The sequence below is a fragment of the Amycolatopsis rifamycinica genome (assembly GCF_000695625.1).
Taxonomy (GTDB): Bacteria; Actinomycetota; Actinomycetes; order Mycobacteriales; family Pseudonocardiaceae; genus Amycolatopsis; species Amycolatopsis rifamycinica.
The window spans coordinates 190,297-209,427 of sequence record NZ_JMQI01000055.1; the positions used below are offsets into that span (position 1 = coordinate 190,297).

General features: G+C 71.7%; 18 protein-coding genes. 9 read left to right on the top strand and 9 right to left on the bottom strand.

The window, feature by feature from the left end; genetic code table 11:
• The first annotated feature begins 62 nt into the window (after nt 1-62).
• Nucleotides 63-1,277 carry a L,D-transpeptidase gene (locus DV20_RS26495; protein ID WP_063607828.1) on the top strand — a complete coding sequence of 405 codons (1,215 nt, stop codon included), beginning with the start codon at nt 63-65 and terminating at the stop codon, nt 1,275-1,277.
• 5 nt (nt 1,278-1,282) lie between these two features.
• Here the strand turns inward: DV20_RS26495 and DV20_RS26500 are convergent, their stop codons facing one another.
• Together DV20_RS26500 and DV20_RS26505 are read right to left on the bottom strand one after the other, a co-directional pair.
• Complete coding sequence (locus DV20_RS26500) at nt 1,283-1,993, bottom strand: phosphatase PAP2 family protein (protein WP_043784752.1); 711 nt, start codon at nt 1,991-1,993, stop codon at nt 1,283-1,285.
• Nucleotides 1,990-2,655: a dienelactone hydrolase family protein gene (locus tag DV20_RS26505; RefSeq protein WP_200876504.1), complete on the bottom strand. Its 666-nt coding sequence runs from the start codon at nt 2,653-2,655 to the stop codon at nt 1,990-1,992. The genes DV20_RS26500 and DV20_RS26505 overlap by 4 nt, the downstream gene beginning before the upstream one ends.
• A gap of 77 nt (nt 2,656-2,732) precedes the next feature.
• On the opposite strand from DV20_RS26505, the gene DV20_RS26510 reads away from it, so the two are divergent.
• Complete coding sequence (locus DV20_RS26510) at nt 2,733-4,085, top strand: TrpB-like pyridoxal phosphate-dependent enzyme (protein ID WP_043784755.1); 1,353 nt, start codon at nt 2,733-2,735, stop codon at nt 4,083-4,085.
• A gap of 59 nt (nt 4,086-4,144) precedes the next feature.
• Here DV20_RS26510 and DV20_RS26515 read toward each other — a convergent pair whose 3' ends face one another.
• The gene (locus DV20_RS26515; RefSeq protein ID WP_043784758.1) at nt 4,145-5,419 is read right to left on the bottom strand and encodes a GGDEF domain-containing protein; all 1,275 of its coding nucleotides are present in this window, start codon (nt 5,417-5,419) and stop codon (nt 4,145-4,147) included.
• A 210-nt stretch (nt 5,420-5,629) separates the two neighbouring features.
• Here DV20_RS26515 and DV20_RS26520 point away from each other — a divergent pair, with 210 nt between their 5' ends.
• Nucleotides 5,630-5,965: a hypothetical protein gene (locus tag DV20_RS26520; RefSeq protein WP_043784760.1), complete on the top strand. Its 336-nt coding sequence runs from the start codon at nt 5,630-5,632 to the stop codon at nt 5,963-5,965.
• Nucleotides 5,966-5,995: 30 nt separating this feature from the next.
• Here DV20_RS26520 and DV20_RS26525 read toward each other — a convergent pair whose 3' ends face one another.
• The 3 genes from DV20_RS26525 to araD all read right to left on the bottom strand — a co-directional run bounded on the left by DV20_RS26525 (nt 5,996) and on the right by araD (nt 10,893).
• On the bottom strand, nt 5,996-7,195 hold the full coding sequence (locus tag DV20_RS26525) for an MFS transporter (RefSeq protein ID WP_043784761.1): 1,200 nt from the start codon (nt 7,193-7,195) through the stop codon (nt 5,996-5,998).
• A gap of 51 nt (nt 7,196-7,246) precedes the next feature.
• The gene (locus DV20_RS26530; RefSeq protein WP_043784764.1) at nt 7,247-9,031 is read right to left on the bottom strand and encodes a VanW family protein; all 1,785 of its coding nucleotides are present in this window, start codon (nt 9,029-9,031) and stop codon (nt 7,247-7,249) included.
• A 149-nt stretch (nt 9,032-9,180) separates the two neighbouring features.
• Nucleotides 9,181-10,893 (bottom strand): L-arabinonate dehydratase, encoded by a 1,713-nt coding sequence (gene araD / locus DV20_RS26535; RefSeq protein WP_043784766.1) that lies wholly within the window; start codon nt 10,891-10,893, stop codon nt 9,181-9,183.
• A gap of 75 nt (nt 10,894-10,968) precedes the next feature.
• On the opposite strand from araD, the gene DV20_RS26540 reads away from it, so the two are divergent.
• From DV20_RS26540 to DV20_RS26550, 3 genes are read left to right on the top strand one after another with little or no spacing between them, the layout of a single operon-like run.
• The gene (locus DV20_RS26540; RefSeq protein WP_043784767.1) at nt 10,969-11,622 is read left to right on the top strand and encodes a GntR family transcriptional regulator; all 654 of its coding nucleotides are present in this window, start codon (nt 10,969-10,971) and stop codon (nt 11,620-11,622) included.
• Nucleotides 11,619-12,122: a metallophosphoesterase family protein gene (locus DV20_RS26545; RefSeq protein ID WP_043784770.1), complete on the top strand. Its 504-nt coding sequence runs from the start codon at nt 11,619-11,621 to the stop codon at nt 12,120-12,122. The genes DV20_RS26540 and DV20_RS26545 overlap by 4 nt, the downstream gene beginning before the upstream one ends.
• Nucleotides 12,123-12,131: 9 nt before the next feature.
• Entirely contained in the window at nt 12,132-13,118 is a 987-nt protein-coding gene (locus DV20_RS26550; RefSeq protein ID WP_043784772.1) for a PHP domain-containing protein, read from the top strand.
• Nucleotides 13,119-13,124: 6 nt separating this feature from the next.
• On the opposite strand, the gene DV20_RS26555 is transcribed toward DV20_RS26550, so the two are convergent.
• Complete coding sequence (locus DV20_RS26555) at nt 13,125-13,964, bottom strand: chitosanase (protein ID WP_043784774.1); 840 nt, start codon at nt 13,962-13,964, stop codon at nt 13,125-13,127.
• 175 nt (nt 13,965-14,139) lie between these two features.
• Nucleotides 14,140-14,730, bottom strand: a complete 591-nt coding sequence (locus DV20_RS26560; RefSeq protein WP_043784776.1) for a TetR/AcrR family transcriptional regulator — start codon at nt 14,728-14,730, stop codon at nt 14,140-14,142.
• Nucleotides 14,731-14,796: 66 nt separating this feature from the next.
• Between DV20_RS26560 and DV20_RS26565 the strand changes: the two genes are divergently transcribed.
• Entirely contained in the window at nt 14,797-16,269 is a 1,473-nt protein-coding gene (locus DV20_RS26565) for a flavin-containing monooxygenase (RefSeq protein ID WP_043784778.1), read from the top strand.
• Nucleotides 16,270-16,293: 24 nt separating this feature from the next.
• Here the strand turns inward: DV20_RS26565 and DV20_RS26570 are convergent, their stop codons facing one another.
• Nucleotides 16,294-17,454: a saccharopine dehydrogenase family protein gene (locus DV20_RS26570; protein ID WP_043784781.1), complete on the bottom strand. Its 1,161-nt coding sequence runs from the start codon at nt 17,452-17,454 to the stop codon at nt 16,294-16,296.
• 108 nt (nt 17,455-17,562) lie between these two features.
• On the opposite strand from DV20_RS26570, the gene DV20_RS26575 reads away from it, so the two are divergent.
• Together DV20_RS26575 and DV20_RS26580 are read left to right on the top strand one after the other, a co-directional pair.
• Nucleotides 17,563-18,726 (top strand): lactate 2-monooxygenase, encoded by a 1,164-nt coding sequence (locus DV20_RS26575; protein ID WP_043784783.1) that lies wholly within the window; start codon nt 17,563-17,565, stop codon nt 18,724-18,726.
• Between the two features lie 116 nt (nt 18,727-18,842).
• Nucleotides 18,843-19,100 (top strand): hypothetical protein, encoded by a 258-nt coding sequence (locus tag DV20_RS26580; RefSeq protein ID WP_043784785.1) that lies wholly within the window; start codon nt 18,843-18,845, stop codon nt 19,098-19,100.
• Nucleotides 19,101-19,131 lie beyond the last annotated feature (31 nt).

Below are 19,131 nucleotides of genomic sequence, written 5' to 3' on the forward strand. Positions count from 1 at the left end.
GCGCCTGGTCGAGTAACCGGATCGTTACTCAACTCCGGGTGGGGGTCGGACGTCTTGGGGGCGTGAGAACGATCCGCATCGCCGGGCTCGGCCTGGCGGCCCTGCTGCTGGCGGCATGTAGTGGACAGTCCGAGACCGCCGGGAACGCGCAGCCGGCCGGACTGGCCGGAGCGACCGGGACGACGGCGGCACCGGGGGTGCCGGCCGCGACGGTGGCGTTCGAAGGCGGGGACCAGCTGAGCCCGAAGGACCCGATCGTGGTCAAGGCGTCGGGTGGCACGTTGCAGGCCGTCACGGTGACGAACCCGCAGACCGGCAACGGCGTCAAGGGCGAGCTGTCGCCGGACAAGACGACGTGGACCAGCTCGGACCACCTCCGGTACGCGGCCACGTACCAGGTGGTCGCCACCGCGGTGAACGAGGCGGGCGCGGCGACCGAGCAGCGCGGGGAAGTGCACACGATCAAGCCGGCAGGCGTCGCCACGCCCGCGCTGTTCCAGCCGGCGTCGGGCGATTTCGGCGTCGGGCTGATCATCGGGCTGAAGTTCGACCACGACATCACCGACAAGGCCACGGTGGAGAAGTCGCTCAAGGTGACGTCCTCGCCCGCCCAGGAGGGCGGCTGGTACTGGGTGGGCAAGCGCGAAGTGCACTTCCGGCCCAAGGACTACTGGAAGGCGGGCTCGACCGTGAAGCTCGAGACCACGAGCTTCGGCACGCCGATCGGGGGCGGCCTCTACGGCGGCCAGGACGTCTCGGTGACCTACAAGGTGCACGACTCCTGGATCGCCAAGGCGGACGGCAAGACGCACCAGATCAAGGCGTTCCACAACGGACAGCTGGTGAAGACCGCGCCGATCAGCATGGGCAAGACCGCCGACACCCCGCCGCGCGGCCCGACGCCCACCTTCAACGGCACGCACACCGTGCTGGGGAAGGAGGACCACAAGATCATGGACTCCTGCAGCTACGGCGTGTGCGAGGGCGACCCCGGCTACTACAAGGCGCCGGAGAACTGGAACGTCCGGATCTCCAACGACGGCGAATACCTGCACGAGAACCTGAAGACGGTCGGCGTGCAGGGCAGCGACAACGTCTCCAACGGCTGCCTCAACATGAACACCGAGAACGCCAAGTGGTTCTTCGACAACTTCAACGTCGGCGACGTCGTCGAGATCACCAACTCGGGCGGCCCGCAGCTGGCCATCAACAACGGCCACGGCGACTGGGCCATCAGCTGGGCGGCCTGGCAGGCCGGCAGCGCCCTGCGCGGCTGAGCGCCTCAGGTGGTTCGCCGGGGCCGCCTCCCGGCGAGGAGGCGGCCCCCCAGCGTGGCCGCCAGCACGGCGACCGCCAGCAGCGCGACGCTGCCCGCGATGTCGAGGACGTAGTGGTTCGCCGTGGCGAGCACGTCCGCCGCCATCAGCAGCGGGAACGCCCACGCCACCCACGCCAGGCGCGGGTGCGTGCCCCGGAGGGCGGTCCACACCGCGTACGCGCACCACAGCGACCAGCCGACGTGCATGCTCGGCATCGCCGTCTGGTGGGTGGGCCTGGTCCAGCTCTCCAGGCCCAGGAAGTCGTACCGGGCCACGACGTCGACCGCGCCGGGGAGGGCGAACCGCGGCGGCGTCATCGGCACCGCCCAGTAGACCGGCAGGACCAGGGCCATCATCGCCACCATCGTCCGGCGGACGTGGCGGTACACCTCGGCGCGGCGGAGGAACACCCACAGCAGCACGCCGGCGACCGCCACGTAGTACAGCCGGTACAGGTACACCGCCAGGTGGGCGAGGACCGGCCGGCCCGCCAGCCAGCCGTTCACGCTCCGCTCGACGTCGACGTGCGCCGCTTGTTCCACGCTCTGCAGGGCCAGCGCGTTCGCGTCGGCCGCCGCGAAGTCCGTGCCCACGACGGCGTCGAGCCGCGCGAAGAGCACGAACCACACCAGCAGGAAGAGCCCTTCGACGAGCGCACGGGGACGCCGGTTCACGCCGGCAGGGTCCGCCGCAGGAACTCCGTCGTCAGCTCCCACGCCCGCGCGGCCGCCTCGGGGTGGTGGAACATCGGCGCCACGTTGTTGTGGAACGCGTGCCCGGCCTCCTCCTGCACGTGGATCTCCGCACCCGGGTGCGCCGCCACCGCCGCCTCCACCACGGCCACATCGGACCGCGGGATGTACGGGTCCTGACCGCCGAAGTGGAACTGGATCGGGCAGCCGACCCGGGACAGCGCGTCGATCTGCCGCGCCACCGTCGAGCCGTAGAACGACACCGCCGTGTCCGGGTCGCCCTCGGCCGCCGCCGCGAACGCCAGTGAGCCGCCCAGGCAAAAGCCCAGGACGCCGACGCCGCCGGTCACCGACGGCAGCGAACGCAGGTGAGCGATGGTGGCCAGGACGTCGGCCAGCCCCAGTTCCGGGTCGAAGGACCCCGCCACCTCCATCGAAGCCGCGACGCCCGCTTCGTCGTGCGTCGACGACCAGCCCGGCGCTGTGCGCCAGAACAGCTCCGGGACCGCGACGACGTACCCCGCGGCGGCCAGGTCCGCCGCCACCGAGCGCAGGTAGTCGTCCAGGCCGAAGATCTCTTGGACCAGCACCAGACCCGGCCCGCGGCCGGACGGGGGGTGCCACAGCGGGAGGTCGGTCAGCATCGGGTTCGTCACCCGGTCACCGTACTGGCTCCGCGGGCGGGAGCGTCCTAAGTTGGGGTGCCGACCAAGGAGGCGTGATGGCTGAGCAGACCAAGTACGTCCTGGACGAAGCCGATCTCCCCACGCAGTGGTACAACGTCATCCCCGACCTGCCCGAGCCGCCGCCACCGCCGCTGCACCCCGGCACGCGCGAGCCCGTCGGCCCGGACGACCTCGCCCCGCTGTTCCCGCAGGCGCTCATCGCCCAGGAAGTGACGACAGAACGCTATGTCGACATCCCGGAGGAGGTCCGGGAGGTCTACCGGCTCTGGCGGCCGTCGCCGCTGTTCCGGGCGCGGCGGCTGGAAAAGGCGCTGGGCACCCCGGCGCGGATCTACTACAAGTACGAGGGCGTCAGCCCGGTCGGCTCCCACAAGCCGAACACCGCTGTGCCGCAAGCGTTCTACAACGCGGCCGAAGGCGTCACGCGGCTGACCACGGAGACCGGCGCGGGCCAGTGGGGCAGTGCGCTCGCCTTCGCGTGCGCCCAGTACGGCCTCGAGTGCGAGGTCTGGCAGGTGCGCGCGTCCTACGACCAGAAGCCCTACCGCAAGCTGATGATGGAGACGTTCGGCGCGACCGTCCACCCGAGCCCGTCCGAGCTGACCGAGTCCGGCCGCGCGATCCTCAAGCAGCACCCGGGCTCCACTGGCAGTCTCGGCATCGCGATCAGTGAAGCCGTGGAGCAGGCGGCACAGGACCCGAACGCGCGGTACGCGCTGGGCAGCGTGCTGAACCACGTGCTGCTGCACCAGACGGTCATCGGTGAGGAAGCGCTCAAGCAGTTCGAGCTGGCCGGTGACACGCCGGACGTCCTGGTCGGCTGCACCGGCGGCGGCTCCAACTTCGGCGGGCTCGCTTTCCCGTTCCTGCGGGAGAAACTGGCCGGCCGGATGAACCCGGTGATCCGCGCGGTCGAGCCGGCCGCGTGCCCGTCGCTGACGCGCGGCAAGTACGCCTACGACTTCGGCGACACGGCCGGGCTCACGCCGTTGCTCAAGATGCACACGCTCGGCCACGAGTTCATCCCGGACCCGATCCACGCGGGCGGCCTGCGCTACCACGGGATGTCGCCGCTGATCTCGCACATCTACGAGCTCGGCCTGATCGAGGCGCTCGCGATCGGCCAGCAGGAGTGCTTCGCGGCGGGGGTGCGGTTCGCCCGGTCCGAAGGCATCATCCCGGCCCCCGAGCCGACGCACGCGCTCGCGGCGTGCATCCAGGAGGCGTTGCGCTGCAAGGAAACGGGCGAGGAGAAGGTGATCCTCACGGCGCTGTGCGGCCACGCGCACCTCGACCTGCCGGCCTACGGCGCCTACCTCGCGGGGGACATGGTGGACAACGAACTGTCCACGGCCACCCTCGAGGAGTCCCTCGCCACCCTGCCCTGACCCGAGCGTCCAATGTAGACTTCGGTGTGCGGAACGCACCGAAGTCCACATGGGGGCGCTTACCGGACGTCGGGGATTTCGGGCCGGGTCAGTTCGGAGCGGGCGGTCGCCAGGACCACGCGGTCGCGGCCGCCCGCCTTCGCCTCGAACACCGCGTCGTCCGCGGCCTGCAGCAGGATCGTGTACTCCGTGGCCGTTTCCGGGTACACCGCCGCGCCGATCGAGGCCGTCAGGCCGCTGATCACCTCGGGCTTGCCCGGGCGGACCACCGGGACCGGCACCTCGACCCGGGCGATCGCCGTGCGGATGCGGTCGGCGACGGACGCGATCTCCGCGCTGGTCATGCCCGGGAGCAGCACCACGAACTCGTCGCCACCGAAGCGGCCGACGTAGTCGCCGCCGCGGACCGAGGCCTGGATCGCCGCCGCGACCGCGCGCAGCACCTCGTCGCCGGCCAGGTGGCCGTTGCCGTCGTCGATGGCCTTGAAGTGGTCGATGTCGATCATCAGCACGCCCGCCGTCGAGGACAGCTCGGCCGCGCGGGCCAGCTCGTTGCGGGCCAGCTGAACCCAGAACTCGGGGGCGAGCAGCGCCGTCTTGGAGTCCGTGCGCGCGGCCGCCTGGAACTGGGGGAGCAGCAGGCCGATGTGCAGCGCCACCGGCGTCACCATGAGCACCGGCAGCAGCCACGGCCGGACCGTCATCACCAGCGCGATGCCGCAGCCGACCCCGACCGCGGCCAGCACGATCAGCACGTCGGACGGGTTGCCGAACGCCTGCCGCGGCGGCTTTCCCGGGTTGCTCATCAGGATCGCGAAGATGACGAGCACGTAGTTCAGGCCGAAGTAGACGATCCCGGCGATCAGCAGCGCGAGCATCCCGCCGAACCCGTCCAGGTAGGGCACGTACGGCGCGACGTGCCCGGTGCCCACCCACAGCACGGCCCCGGCGGCGGCGCACGCCAGGATCACCGTGGCGCCGGAGAACACTTTCCGGTGAATCACCCCGCGCCGCTTGTAGACGCGGACCCACGAGTGGGCATAGCTCACGACGATGACGAGGGTGGCCAGCGGCGGCGGCAGCAGGAGCAGCCCGGCGAAGATCCAGATCGACTGCAGGTGCATGTGCGGACGGCCGTCGGCAGCAAGCTCGCGGATGCGCTCGATGCGTTGCGCCGCTTCGAGGTGCACGACCTCACCGGCGAGGATCAGGCCGCACCAGAGCAGCGACGGGGTGGTGATCGGCACCAGCGCGGCCGTCGAGACGACCGCGATCAGCGCCAGTGCGTCGACGATGAGGACGTAGCCGAGCACCGGAGTGGTCAGCTTCCACATCGCCCACGTTCGGATACCTGATCGTGGACGTTCTGAGCTGGGCTTTCGCCCTGGGGACCCGGACAATCCCACGAAACGCCCTTCTGCTCAGGGTTGAACTCTTCGCAGAAATCGTCACTGTAATCGAATGAACGCGGTGTGTCACTAGGCCGGTCAGGCTACGGTCCGGTCACGCACCGTGCAACATCCCTCACAAAACAGGAGAAGATCATGTCGCACTTCCTGCCCAACAGCAACATCGTCCCGTCCCGCCGCCGCCGCGCCCAGCGGCCGACGGACTGGACCCGCCAGCTCCCGACGGACTGGACCCGCGCGATCCCGACCGACTGGACCCCGCGGCAGCTGCCGACCGACTGGACCGCCCGCGAACTGCCCACCGACTGGACCGTCCGCGAGCTGCCGACCGATTGGACCCACCCGGGCGTCGCGCCAGCGCAGTGCCCGACGGACTGGACCCCGCGCGAGCTCCCGACCGACTGGACGCCGCGCGAACTGCCCACGGACTGGACGCCGCGCCGGCTGCCCACCGACTGGACGCGGTCCTGACCGGTGCCCGGTGACCGGCGTCCGCGCCGGTCACCGGGGTTCCGGCTGCGCCCGCCGCCACAGCCGGGCCGCGCCGAGGGCCGCCACCACGCCGATCGCCCCCGCGCCGGCGACCACGGCGTGCGGGGCCGCCCGTTCCGCGGCCACTCCCGCCAGCACCACCCCGAGCCCCTGCGACACCCGCAGCGCCGTCAACGCGAAACCGAACGCCTGTGCGCGCTGCGCGTCCGGGGTGAACTGCACGAACGTCGTGTTCGCGATCAAGTTGTACGAACTGGCCACCCCGGTCAGCGTGAACAGCGCCAAAGTGGCCACCAGGTCCGGTCGCAGCGCGCAGCCCAGCAGCGGCGCGCACGCCAGCACCGCCAGCGGTCCCAGCAGCCGGCCGCGCCGCTCGGGTGGGATGCGCGACAGCGCCGCCATGCCGAGCACGTTGCCCAGTGCGAACGCCCCGAGCAGCAGCCCGACCACCACCGCGCCTCCGCCGAGCTCGGCGGCGTACGGGGCGGCGATCGCCTCGCCCGCGATGTAGATGCCCGACACGCAGCCCAGTGCAACCAGGGCGAGCCGGCGGCGGTCGCCGGTCACCACCGTCCAGCCCGCTCGGACGTGCCGCCACCAGTGGACGCCCGACGTCTCGCGCGGCGGCCGCGGCCGGACGCCGGCGATCAGGAACACCGCCGACGCCGCGAAGCTCGCCGAGTCCGCCAGGAGGGCGCCGCCGGTGCCGAGCGCCGCCACCAGCAGGCCGCCGAGCGCGAAGCCGGCGACCTGGCCCGCCTGCACCAGCATCATCAGCAGGCCCATCCCCGGCACGAACGTCTCGCCCGGCAGCACCTGCGGCAGCAGCGCGGCGCGCGCCGAGTTCCAGACCGGGTTGAACAGCTGGACACCCACCAGCAGCGCCGCCACCGCCGGCAGCGGGAGGCCCGGCACCGCCATCACGGCCACCGCGAGGGCCCGCAGGACGTCGGCGAGCACCATCACCGTCCGCGGCGGGTGCCGGTCGGCCAGCCCGGACAGCAGCGGGCCGCCGACGAGGTCCGGCAGGAACGTCAGCGCGTAGGTCAGCGCGGCCCAGCCCGGCGAGTTCGTCCGGTCGTAGACCAGGATCGACAGCGCCACCCGGGCCAGCTGGTCACCGGTGACCGAGACCAGCTGGGCCGAGAACAGCGCCCGGAACTCGGTCACGGCGAGGACGTCCCGGAAGCCTGCCGCCCGCGGTTTCATGGGCGCCCACGGTACCGCCGCGGACGCCCAGCGTGAACGTCCGTTAGGAGGTCACTGCCCCTCGGCGCACACGATCTTCGGCTGCGGGTTGTAGTGGACCGTCCGGGTCGACCGGCTGACCTCGCGGCCGGTGGCGACGTCCTTCAGCACGCGCGTGTCGGTGGTGGTGAACCCCGGCGCGCCGTTCGACGCGTGGCAGTTCTCCTTCGGCCCCGGCTTGGGCTGCGGGTCGCTCTGGTTGGTCTGCGCACCGGGGATCGACTCGACGGTGTAGCGCTTCGTGCCCCACAGCTTCACGGTGATCGACGACGGCGTCCAGATCGTCTGGATGGCGATGCCGGTCGGCGCGTCGTTGGTGAACTTGAGGTCGATGACGCTGGCGCCGTTGGGGTTCTGGAACACCGTCGCCTCGCGCGCGGCGGGGTAGCGGCTGATGTAGTAGCTGTGTTCCTTGTGCCCCGCGTCCTTCAGGCCCGCGAAGTACGCCGCGTTGTACAGCGTGGTCGCGAACTGCGAGATGCCGCCGCCGACCTCGCGCCCGGGGGCGCCGTCCTTGATCACGCCGGCCTCGACGTATCCCTGGGCCGTGCCGCGCGGGCCGGTGAAACCGTTGAGGCTGAAGGTTTCCCCCGGCTTGACGATGGCGCCGTTCACCTTCTGCGCGACGGTGCGGATGTTCACGCCGGAGTCGGCCGCGAACTTCTGGGTCGTGAACTCGCCGACGACCTCCTTGATGCCGAGCTGGTTCGCCTGCTCGGTGGTCACCTTCGCCGGGCTGTCCTTGTAGATGGCCGGGACTTCGCGGCCGTCGGTCTTCTTCAGCACGTCGGGCAGCGGCTTGAGGCTGGGGTCCCAGTCGACGGTCCGGCCGTCGGTGGAGGGGTCGACCGTGGGCTTGCCGCCCTCGAAGACGACGGTCGCGTCCTTGCCTTCCTTCTCGGTGGACTTCAGCTGCGGCCCGGCGGCTTCGGCGATCTTCGCGTTGTCGATCTTCGGGGTGAGCCCGCCGCCGTCGGCCGGCTCGAAGGTGATCGCGGCGGCGATCGCCTCCGGCTTCACGGTCGCGTTCTTGCCTTCGCCCTTGACGACGAGCGGACCGGAGACGGCGGGCCGCGCGAAGCCGTCGAGCGCCGCCTGGACGCCTTCGGGCGTGGTGCGGACCGGCGTGCTGGTGACCGGCAGCGCCAGGGTCTCCCCGCTCGCCCACTTCTCGACGACGGCGGCGGTCGCGGCCGGCACGTCGAGCTTCTGCCCGGTCTTCGGCGGCACGGCGACCGGCTCGGCCCCCTCGAACTTCACGGTGCCCTCGACCGGGTCGCGGTCGACCTGGCCGCGCAGCGCCGCCAGGGCGGCGGTGAGCTTGGCGTCGTCGGCGTGGCTGACGACGCCGACCTCGCGGCTGGAGAACAGCGACGACAGGCGCGTGAAGGGGTTCAGCGGCTGCTCGCCCGCCTGGTCGAGGGTCTGCGGCCAGTCGAGCTTCAGCCCGGCCAGCGTCGGCGACAGCGTGCCCTGGTACTCGCCCGCGGTGACGGCGAGCGGGCGCGTGAGCCGCGGCTCGATCTTCCCGCGCAGTTCCTGCTCGGCCGCCTCGCGGCCCATCCCGCCGACGTCGACGCCGGCCACGGTCACCCCGCGCGGGACGCTGCCCTGGCTGATCAGCAGGTCGATCCCGTAGATCGCGACGAGCACGCCGAACACCCCGCCCGCGATCAGGCCGGCCTTGCGGAAGGAACGCTTCGCGGCGGCGGGGCCCGGCTCCGGCTGCGGCCGGACGGCCGGGAGGACGTCGGTCTGCTCGCCGTGCGAGTCGGGCCAGTGCGGTTCGTACGGCAACTCTCCACCCCTTCGACGCGGCACCGGGTTGCGTCGGTGTCGGGAACAGCGTACGGGGCACTCGGACAAGCCGTACGACTCGCCCTAACGGGGGATGAACCGGTCAGGGTACCCCCGGCACTTTCACGTGAAAGTGCCGCTCATGGGACTCAGCGGGCGTCGGGCTCGGGGTTGTGGCCGGCACGGGCCAGGAAGTCGAAGTCGCAGCCCTCGTCGGCCTGCGTGATGTGTTCGCTGTAGAGCGCGCCGTAGCCGCGCTCGAAGCGGGGCGCGGGCGGCGTCCACTCGGCACGCCGTCGTGCCAGTTCCGCATCGGACACCTCGAGCCGCAGCGTCCGCGAAGGAACGTCCAAGGTGATCAGGTCGCCGTCGCGGACCAGCGCCAGCGGGCCCCCGACGTGCGACTCGGGCGCCACGTGCAGGACGCAGGCGCCGTAGCTCGTCCCGCTCATCCGGGCGTCGGAGATCCGGACCATGTCCCGGACGCCCTGTTCGAGCAGGTGGGCGGGGATCGGCAGCATCCCGTACTCGGGCATGCCGGGGCCGCCGAGCGGGCCGGAGCCGCGCAGCACCAGCACCGAGTCCGCGGTGATCGACGGGTCGTCGATCCGCTTCTTGAGGTCGGCGTAGTCCTCGAACACCACGGCCGGGCCGGTGTGGGTCAGCAGGTGCCGCTCGGCCGCGATGTGCTTGATGACCGCGCCCGACGGCGCCAGGTTGCCGTGCAGCACCGCGACCCCGCCCTCGGCGGCGACCGGGTTGTCCCGGGTGCGGATGACGTCGTCGTTGTGCACCCGCGCCGGCGCGAGGTTCTCGCCGAGGGTGCGGCCGGTGACGGTGAGCCGGTCGGGGTGCAGCAGGTCGGTCAGCCGCGACAGCAGCCCGGGCAGGCCACCGGCGTAGTAGAAGTCCTCCATGAGCCAGTCGCCGCCGGGGCGGATGTTCGCCAGCACCGGCACCCGCCGGGCGATGGCGTCGAAGTCGGCCAGCGAAACCGGGATCCCGCTGCGGCCGGCCATCGCGATCAGGTGGATCACGGCGTTGGTCGAGCCGCCGAGCGCGAGCACGGTCGTGATGGCGTCGGCGTAGGCGCGCTTGTCCAGCACCTGCGTGATGGTGAGGTCTTCCCGGACCATGTCGACGATCCGCGCGCCGCTGGCGGCGGCCATCCGGTGGTGCGCCGAGTCGACGGCGGGGATCGACGCGGCACCCGGCAGCGTCACGCCGAGCACCTCGGCGGCCGAAGTCATGGTCGACGCCGTCCCCATGGTCATGCAGTGCCCCGGCGAGCGGGCCAGCCCGCGCTCCAGTTCGGACAGTTCGGCGTCGCCGATCAGCCCGGCGCGCTTGTCGTCCCAGTACTTCCACATGTCGGTGCCGCTGCCGAGGACCTCGTTGCGCCAGTGCCCGCGCAGCATCGGCCCGGCCGGGACGAAGATGGCGGGCAGCCCGGCGCTGGCCGCGCCCATCAGCAGCGCCGGGGTGGTCTTGTCGCAGCCGCCCATCAGGACCGCGCCGTCGATCGGGTAGGACCGGAGGATCTCCTCGGTCTCCATGGCCAGCAGGTTGCGGTAGAGCATCGGGGTCGGCTTCTGGTAGGTCTCCGACAGCGTGGCGACGGGGAACTCCAGCGGGAAGCCGCCGGCCTGCCAGACCCCGCGTTTGACCTGCTCGGCGCGTTCGCGCAGGTGCATGTGGCAGGGGTTGATGTCCGACCAGGTGTTGAGGATGCCGATGACCGGTTTGCCGAGATGCTCTTCCGGGTTGTAGCCGAGCTGGCGGCTGCGGGCGCGGTGGCTGAAGTCGCGCAGTTCGCCGCCGCCGAACCACCGGTGGCTGCGGAGCTCCTCGGGTCGCTTCATGCGGTCCAGTATGGCATCTGATATATGATCCTGCGGGCCTGGTTGAATGGGCTCCGACACGAACTAGGGAGCGCCATGACCGGGACGTTCAGCCTGCCCGCCTCCCGGACCGAAGTGGTCCTGGAGGAGATCCGCCGCGGCATCCTGACCCGGGAGCTGGTGCCCGGCCAGCCGCTCGTCGAGGCGGAGCTGGCCGCCCGGCTCGGCGTGTCGAAGACCCCGGTGCGCGAGGCCCTCAAGGTGCTGTCGAACTCCGGGCTGGTGACGTTCAGCCCGTACAAGGGCGCGTCGGTGATCACGGTCGACGCCGAGCTCGCGAAGTCCGTCTACGACGTGCGGATGGTCCTGGAGCCCGAAGCCGTCCGGCGGACCGTCGAGCAGCACGACCCGGCGCTGCTGGAAGACGCGGCGGAGGCGCTGAAGGAGGCGTCCACGGCGATCGCGGACCAGGACCAGGCCGCGCTGAGCCTGCTGAACCGCCGGTTCCACCGCGCCCTCTACCGCGGCTGCGGCAATCCCCTCATGGTCAGCATCCTCGACGACCTCAAGGACCGCGCGGCGCTGATCAGCGTCGTCGGCTGGGAGGCCAGCCCCAGCTGGAAGAAGGAGTGGACCGAGCACAAGGCGGTGCTCGCGGCGGCCAAGAAGGGTGACGCCGAGGGCGCGGCCGCGCTGCTGCGCGACCACATCGGCGGGTTCCTCGACCGCGTGCTGAAGGCCATCGGATGAGGCTGCTGCTCATCTCGGACACCCACCTGCCGGCCCGCGCCCGCGAGCTGCCGCCGCCGGTGTGGGCCGAGGTGGCGGCCGCCGACGTCGTCGTGCACGCGGGCGACTGGGTCGACGTCGCCCTCCTCGACGAGCTGGAGGAGCGCAGCAAGCGGCTCATCGGCGTGTACGGCAACAACGACGGCCCGGCGCTGCGGGCCCGGCTGCCGGAGATCGCCCGGGCCGAGCTGGGCGGCGTGCGCCTGGCCGTGATCCACGAGACGGGCGCCAAGCAGGGCCGCGAGCAGCGGTGCGACGCGCGGCTCCCGGACACCGACGTGCTGGTCTTCGGGCACAGCCACATCCCGTGGGACACGGTCGCGCCGTCCGGGATGCGCCTGCTCAACCCGGGTTCGCCGACCGACCGCCGCCGCCAGCCGTACTGCACGTACCAGACCTGCCGCATCGAAGACGGTGCGCTGGTGGAGGTCGAGCTGCACCGACTGCCCCGGAGGGGGTAGACAGGACCCATGGATCCGGCATGGGCGTTGCGGGAGATCGCGTTCCAGCTCGAGCGGGCGGGGGAGCCGACCTACCGCGTCCGGGCGTTCCGCAACGCGGCGACGACGGTCGACAAGACCGACGCCGAGAAGCTGAAGCAGATGGCGGACAACGGCACGCTGACGTCGCTGCCGGGGATCGGCAAGGCCACGGCGGGGGTCATCGAGGACGCGCTGGCCGGCCGCGACCCGGCGTACCGGGGGAAGATCGTCGAGAAACAGCTGCCGGACGGCGAGCCGCTGCGCTCGGCGCTGCGCGGTGACTGCCACACCCATTCCGACTGGTCGGACGGCGGCAGTTCGATCGGCGAGATGGCGGTGGCGGGCCGGGAGCTCGGCCACGAGTGGATGGTCCTGACCGACCACTCACCGCGGCTGACGGTCGCGAACGGGCTGTCCCCGGACCGGCTGCGGACGCAGATGCAGCTCGTCGCCAAGGCCAACGAGCTGATGGCGCCGTTCCGCCTGCTGCACGGCATCGAGGTCGACATCCTCGACGACGGCTCCCTCGACCAGGAGGAAGGCTTGCTGGGGGAGCTGGACTTCGTGGTGGCGAGCGTGCATTCGAAGCTGCGGATGCCGTCGCGGGACATGACGCGCCGGATGGTGGCGGCGGTCCGCAACCCGCACGTCCGGGTGCTGGGCCACTGCACGGGCCGGCTGGTGGTCGGCCGGGGACGTCCGGAGTCGGAGTTCGACGCGGAGAAGGTGTTCACGGCGTGCCGGGAGAACGGGGTCGCGGTGGAGATCAACTCCCGCCCGGAACGCCTGGACCCGCCGATGCGGCTGCTGCGCCTGGCCGCGGAGATCGGCTGCGACTTCACGATCGACAGCGACGCGCACGCCCCAGGCCAGCTCGACTGGCTGGGCTACGGCTGCGAGCGCGCCATCAAGGCGGGGATCGGGCCGGAGCGCATCCTCAACACCCGTACGGCGGATGCGCTCCTGACCCGGTAGCCCGGCTCAGTCGATCGTGTACGAGTCGCCGTACACCTTCCACTTCAGCGGGGTGTGCAGGTCGAAGTTCCCTTCGTTGAGGAACTTCAGCTGCGCGGTGTCGACGCGGGAGGTGTCGGAGTGCGCGTCCTCCTGCTTCATGATGACCTTGCGGGCGGCGAAGAACGCCTTGAGGTACGTGGCCTCGTCGCCGCCCTGGGCCGGGGTCTTCGCCTTCTTCATCGCGGCTTTCCGGATGCCGCCGAAGCTGTCGGAGCTGTCGCCCGGGCCGTGCATCACGATGGCGTCGTAGTAGGCGAACTGGCCGAGGTTGCTCAGGCCGTCCGACTTGCCCTGGTTCACCGAGGGGTTGAAGTAGACGCGGTCGCGCTCGTTGTTCTGCGCCGTCTGGAACGCCGTCGTCGCCGCGGCCTGCTTCCAGGCGCTCTCGAACGCCGAGCCAAGGCCCGAGTGGGAGTCCGTGCCGTTCACCTTGCGCAGCGCCGGAAGGAACTTCGCCAGCGGGTTGTCCGGCACCGCGTCCGTGTACGCCTCGACGAGCTCGAGCATGTCGCCGGTGCCGGAACAGAAGCCGATGATGCCCGCGGTGTACCCGCGGCCGTCGCCGATGTCCTCGATGTACTTGTACTGGGCCTTCCAGTCCAGCGAGGAGTTTTCCGCGCTGGAGACCAGCTTCATCGCGATTTCCTTCTTGGCCGGCGCCGCGAGGTCGCCGGTGGCGAGCACCGAGGCACCGGCCACCGGCGCCGGTGCGGCCGAGGAGAACGCGGGCGTGGTGATCACGAGGGCCGCGACGGAGGCGGCGCCGAGCGTGCCGATGAGAACCGGCCGCAACTTCTTGCTCATGGGGAGGGGACCCTTTCCGCGGGATGCGCCGTCCGAGCACGGCGAATACGGGTGGTGCGGGTGGAGCTGCGGCGTAGCGACACGGTAGCGAAGAGTCAGCGCGCTCCACAAGAGGCGGAATTCGTTCATGTTCGTGAACGGTCCAGACCACCGCGTACCAGTCCGCAAAGGACGGTCAGCGCACCCCGGCGAAGATCCGGATGACGTCCGGCAGCACGTTCACCGGGATCGTCGGGTCGATCGCGCGCTGGACGCCGAGCCCGATGCCGAGGCTGAGCAGCGCCGTCGCGGCGTCGTCGGCCGACATCGGGAGCGTGATGCCGAACCGCTCGGCGTACCCGGTGAGCAGGCCGGCGATGGTGTCGCGGATGGCCTTGTCCCGCGCCGCCAGCTCGGCGCGCACGTGCGGGTCGCGACGCGCGTTCGTCGCGAACTCGACCTCCAGCGCCGTCCAGGCTTCGTCGCCGATGCTGCGCTCGGCCCAGGTTTGGAACGCCGCCAGCAGGCCTTCCATCCCGTCGGCGCCGGCCAGTGCCTCGGCGATCAGGGCGACCTGTTCGTCGTGGATCCGGTCGAGCACGGTGAGGCAGAGCTCGTCCTTGCTGCGGAAGTTCGAGTACACCGCGCCCTTCGAATACCCGGCTTCGTCGGCGACCTTCTCCAGCGACGTCACCGAGTAGCCGTCGCGCAGGAAGAGCAGCTTCGCGGTCTCGACCAGCTGCTCGCGGGTGCGCGCCTGGCTTTCCGCACGGGTGAGTCGGGCCATGCGGGCACTGTAGCGAACATCGGAATCGGGGTACCGATGGTATTCGAGTACTGTTAGTCTCCGAAAATGGAACAACGCCACTTCGCGGTCCTCGTCGTCGGCGCCGGGGCGTCCGGGCTGGGCGCCGCCATCCGCCTCGCCCAGGCCGGCGTCGGCGACCTCGCCGTGCTGGAAAAGGCCGGGGCGCTCGGCGGGACCTGGCGCGACAACACCTACCCCGGCTGCGCGTGCGACGTCCCGTCCGCGCTGTACTCGTACTCCTTCGCGCCCAATCCGGAGTGGACCCGCGCGTTCGCCGGCCAGGCCGAGATCCGGGCCTACCTGCAGGACACGGCCGAGCGCTTCGGCGTCACCGGGAAGATCCGCTACGGCGTCGAGGTGACGCGCGCGCAGTGGAACCCGCGCGAGGCCCGCTGGGAGCTGGCGACGTCGCGAGGCCCGTACACCGCCCGGATCCTGGTCGCCGGCACCGGTCCCTGGCACGAACCGCTGATCCCGGACCTGCCCGGGCTCGCGGACTTCCCCGGCGAGGTCTTCCACTCCGCGCGCTGGAACCACGGCTACGACCTGACGGGCCGGCGGATCGCGGTGGTCGGCACCGGCGCGTCCGCGGTCCAGTTCGTCCCCGAGATCGTGCCACGGGCCGGCCGGCTGCACCTGTTCCAGCGCACCGCGCAGTGGGTCCTGCCGAAGCCGGACCACCCCGTCCCCGGCGCCGAACGGTTCCTGCTGCGGCGGTTCCCGGCACTGCGGCGGGCGTTGCGCAGCGCCGAGTACGGCGCGATGGAGACGCTCGGCTTCGGCTTCCGCCACCCGTGGCTGCTGCGGCAGGTGCAGAAGATCGGGCTAGCGCACCTGCGGCTGGCGGTGCGGGATCCGGTGCTGCGCCGGGCGTTGACGCCGGACTACACGCTCGGCTGCAAGCGGCTGCTGATGTCCAACACGTACTACCGCGCGCTGACGCGGTCCCATGTGGACGTGCACCCGACGGCGGTGCGGTCCGTCGACGGCACCCGGGTGATCGGGGCGGACGGCTCGTCGGCGGAGGTCGACGCGATCATCTTCGGCACCGGCTTCCACATCCTCGACATGCCGGTGTCGTCATGCGTCTTCGACGGCGACGGCCGCAGCCTGGACGACCACTGGAAGGGCAGCCCGCAGGCGTACGCGGGGACGTCGGTGGCCGGGTTCCCGAACCTGTACCTGCTGCTGGGGCCGAGCCTCGGCACCGGGCACACGTCGGCGTTCATGATCCTGGAGGCCCAGCTGCGCCACACGGTGGCGGCGGTGACCCGGACGCTGGGCACGGAGGGGACGGCGCTGACGGTCCGCCCCGAGGTGCAGGCGGCGTTCAACGCGGAGGTCCAGGCCGCGCTGCCGGGCACGGTGTACCAGGCGGGCGGCTGTTCGAGCTACTACACGGACGTGAACGGCCGCAACAGCTTCAGCTGGCCGTTCTCGACCGGACGGCTGCGGTCGCGGGTGGGGGAGTTCCGCGAAGCCGACTACGAGATCAGCCCGGCGGCAGGGCTGGGATGACTCATCCACGGCGCCGGAGAACCGTCACAGCGTCGTGAACCGGATCCCCGCCTTGGTCAGCCGGTCCACGAGCGCGCCGCCCATCGCGGTCGCCGTGGTCACCTGGCCCGCCGTCTCCGGGAGGTCGTCGGTCGCCAGGCACAGGGCCGACTCGGCGAGCATCTTCGCCGTCTCGTCGTAGCCCGGGTCGCCGCCCGACACCTCCGTCACCACCCGCGAACCGCCGCCCTCGCCGATGAACCGCACCGAAAACCACGACCGCGCGCGCCGCTCGGGGCTCGGGCCGTTGCCCGGGGCCAGCAGCCGGGACAGCGCCCGCCGGGCCGGGGGGAGCTGCGCCGCGGCGAGCAGGGCGCCCGCGCCCGCCACCCCGCCGGCCAGCACCGGCAGGTGCTTCACCGCCGCGAAGTGCCGGTAGGTGAAGTCCGGTCCGTAGCGCTCGGCCGCGGCCGCCGACCGGCGGACGACCTCGGCGTCGATCGTCGGCAGCGGCACCGCCCACCAGCCCGGCTCGGCGAGCCGGTGCGGGCGCCCGAGCCGGGTACGCGCGGACCGCCCGGCCGGTCGCGGCTCGGCGGCGGCCCGCCGGCGCGCCGCGCGGGCCCCGGCCGGCAGGCGGGACATGACGGTCAGCGCGCTCAGGAACGTGCCGCCCGAGGGCATCCCGCCGGCCCGGACGTAGCCGTCGACCGTCAGCGGCACGCCTTCGGGCAGCTGCCGCACGGTGAACCACGCGCCGAGGTCGTGCGGGATCGAGTCGAACCCGCACGCGTGCACCAGCCGCGCGCCGGTCTCGCGGGCGCGCCGGTCGTGCGCCAGGTACATCCGGTCGACGAACTCGGGCTCGCCGGTCAGGTCGACGTAGTCGGTGCCCGCTTCGGCGCACGCCGCCACCAGTGGCTCGCCGTGCGTCAGGTACGGGCCGACGGTCGTGATCACCACTTTCGCCGATTCGGCCACGGCCCGCAGCGACGCGGGATCGCCGGTGTCGGCGACGAGCACGTCGAGCGAGCCGAACCGGTCGTCGACCTCCGCCAGCAGGGCCCGGACGGCTTCGAGGCGGCCGCGGTCGCGCCCGGCCAGTGCCCAGCGCAGGTCCGACGGCGCGTGGCGGGCCAAGTACTCGGCGGTCAGCCCGCCGGTGAACCCGGTGGCGCCGAACAGGACCACGTCGTAGGCGCGCATGTCTTCTCCTCCGGACGTCGGCGGGCCTCAGGTTACCCACCGGTCAGTTCCCGGCGCCGGGTGAACTACCGGCGGGTACAGTGCCCCCTCGAACGCGAGGAGGCAACCGTGACCGAACGCTTCGGCAGCTACCAGAACGAGATCTACCTGCAGGGACTCGGTGGTCAGCTGCCGCCGTGCTCGACCGACGCGACCAGGCTCGAAGCATCGGCGCGCGAGGTCATGGCCCCCGGGCCGTTCTCCTACGTCGCGGGCGCGGCCGGCTCCGGCGCCACCGCCCGCGCCAACCGCGAGGCCTTCGACCGCTGGCGGATCGTGCCCCGGATGCTGACCGGCGCCACCGAGCGCGACCTGGCCACGACGGTGCTCGGCAGCCGGCTGCCCGCCCCGGTGGCCGTCGCGCCGGTCGGCGTCCAGTCGATCGTGCACCCGGACGCCGAGTCCGCGACCGCCCGCGCCGCCGCCTCGGCCGGGCTGCCGTTCATCCTGTCCACGGCGTCGTCGACCGGCATCGAGGACGTCGCCGAGGCCAACGGCGACGGCCCGCGCTGGTTCCAGCTGTACTGGCCCGGCGACAACGACGTCTGCGCGAGCCTGCTGACGCGGGCGAAGAACGCCGGCTACACCGCGCTGGTCGTCACCCTCGACACGTGGACGCTGGCCTGGCGACCGTCCGATCTGGACCAGGCGTACCTGCCGTTCCTGAAGGGCGAAGGCTGCGCCGTCCCGTTCACCGACCCGGTGTTCCGCGGCCTGCTCGAGAAGACCCCGGAAGACGACCTGAACATGGCGATCCTCCGCTGGATCGGCATGCTCACCGGCACCGACCGGACGTGGGACCAGCTGCCGTTCCTGCGTGAGCACTGGGACGGCCCGATCGTCCTCAAGGGCATCCAGCACGTCGCCGACGCGCGCCGCGCGGCGGAGGCCGGCATGGACGGCATCGTGGTCTCCAACCACGGCGGCCGCCAGGTCGACGGCGCGATCGGCGCCCTGGAGGCGCTCCCGGCCATCGTCGCGGCGGTCGGCGACCGCATGGAGGTGCTGTTCGACTCGGGCATCCGCACCGGCGCCGACGTGCTCAAGGCGATCGCGCTGGGCGCCAGGGCGGTGCTGGTGGGCCGCCCGTGGGTGTACGGCCTGGCCCACGCGGGCGAGGACGGCGTCCGGCACGTGCTGCGCAGCCTGCTGGCGGACTTCGACCTGACCATGGGGTTGTCCGGCCACCGCACGCTCGCCGACCTGGGTCCGGACTCGCTGCAGCGGACGTGAGGTAACGAATCGGGAATTCCGGGGACAGCCGGGATCGAGGCCGCTACGGTTCTGCTTCGCCACGGCCGCTCGGGGACGGACCGGTGGTTTCCATCAGTCCTTCATGAGGGGTTTCCATGTCTTCGATCATGATGCGCATCGGCGTGCTCTGCGCCGTGCTCGGGTTCGGCACCATCGTCCTCGAGCAGTTCGACTACGAGTTCCGGATCCTGTCCTGGGCCAGCGACATGCAGCCGCTGTTCGGCATCGTCCTCGGCCTGGTCGGCCTCGCGCTGATCGGTGGTTCGGTGGCGATGAACCGGGCCAAGAGCGCGCCCCAGCCGCAGCAGCAGGCGCCGGTGCAGCCGCCGCAGCAGCCCGGACAGCCCGGCTGACGTTCGTCCCCGAAGGCCCTCTCGCCGCCCG

Excerpts from the sequence above, each read along its gene's own strand:
- DV20_RS26505 (WP_200876504.1), bottom strand. The coding sequence starts at position 2,655 with ATGCTGACCGACCTCCCGCTGTGGCACCCCCCGTCCGGCCGCGGGCCG.
- DV20_RS26510 (WP_043784755.1), top strand. The coding sequence starts at position 2,733 with ATGGCTGAGCAGACCAAGTACGTCCTGGACGAAGCCGATCTCCCCACG.
- DV20_RS26550 (WP_043784772.1), top strand. The coding sequence starts at position 12,132 with ATGGATCCGGCATGGGCGTTGCGGGAGATCGCGTTCCAGCTCGAGCGG.
- DV20_RS26580 (WP_043784785.1), top strand. The coding sequence starts at position 18,843 with ATGTCTTCGATCATGATGCGCATCGGCGTGCTCTGCGCCGTGCTCGGG.
- DV20_RS26555 (WP_043784774.1), bottom strand. The coding sequence starts at position 13,964 with ATGAGCAAGAAGTTGCGGCCGGTTCTCATCGGCACGCTCGGCGCCGCC.
- DV20_RS26520 (WP_043784760.1), top strand. The coding sequence starts at position 5,630 with ATGTCGCACTTCCTGCCCAACAGCAACATCGTCCCGTCCCGCCGCCGC.
- DV20_RS26525 (WP_043784761.1), bottom strand. The coding sequence starts at position 7,195 with ATGAAACCGCGGGCGGCAGGCTTCCGGGACGTCCTCGCCGTGACCGAG.
- araD (WP_043784766.1), bottom strand. The coding sequence starts at position 10,893 with ATGAAGCGACCCGAGGAGCTCCGCAGCCACCGGTGGTTCGGCGGCGGC.
- DV20_RS26570 (WP_043784781.1), bottom strand. The coding sequence starts at position 17,454 with ATGCGCGCCTACGACGTGGTCCTGTTCGGCGCCACCGGGTTCACCGGC.
- DV20_RS26545 (WP_043784770.1), top strand. The coding sequence starts at position 11,619 with ATGAGGCTGCTGCTCATCTCGGACACCCACCTGCCGGCCCGCGCCCGC.
- DV20_RS26515 (WP_043784758.1), bottom strand. The coding sequence starts at position 5,419 with ATGTGGAAGCTGACCACTCCGGTGCTCGGCTACGTCCTCATCGTCGAC.
- DV20_RS26565 (WP_043784778.1), top strand. The coding sequence starts at position 14,797 with ATGGAACAACGCCACTTCGCGGTCCTCGTCGTCGGCGCCGGGGCGTCC.
- DV20_RS26560 (WP_043784776.1), bottom strand. The coding sequence starts at position 14,730 with ATGGCCCGACTCACCCGTGCGGAAAGCCAGGCGCGCACCCGCGAGCAG.
- DV20_RS26540 (WP_043784767.1), top strand. The coding sequence starts at position 10,969 with ATGACCGGGACGTTCAGCCTGCCCGCCTCCCGGACCGAAGTGGTCCTG.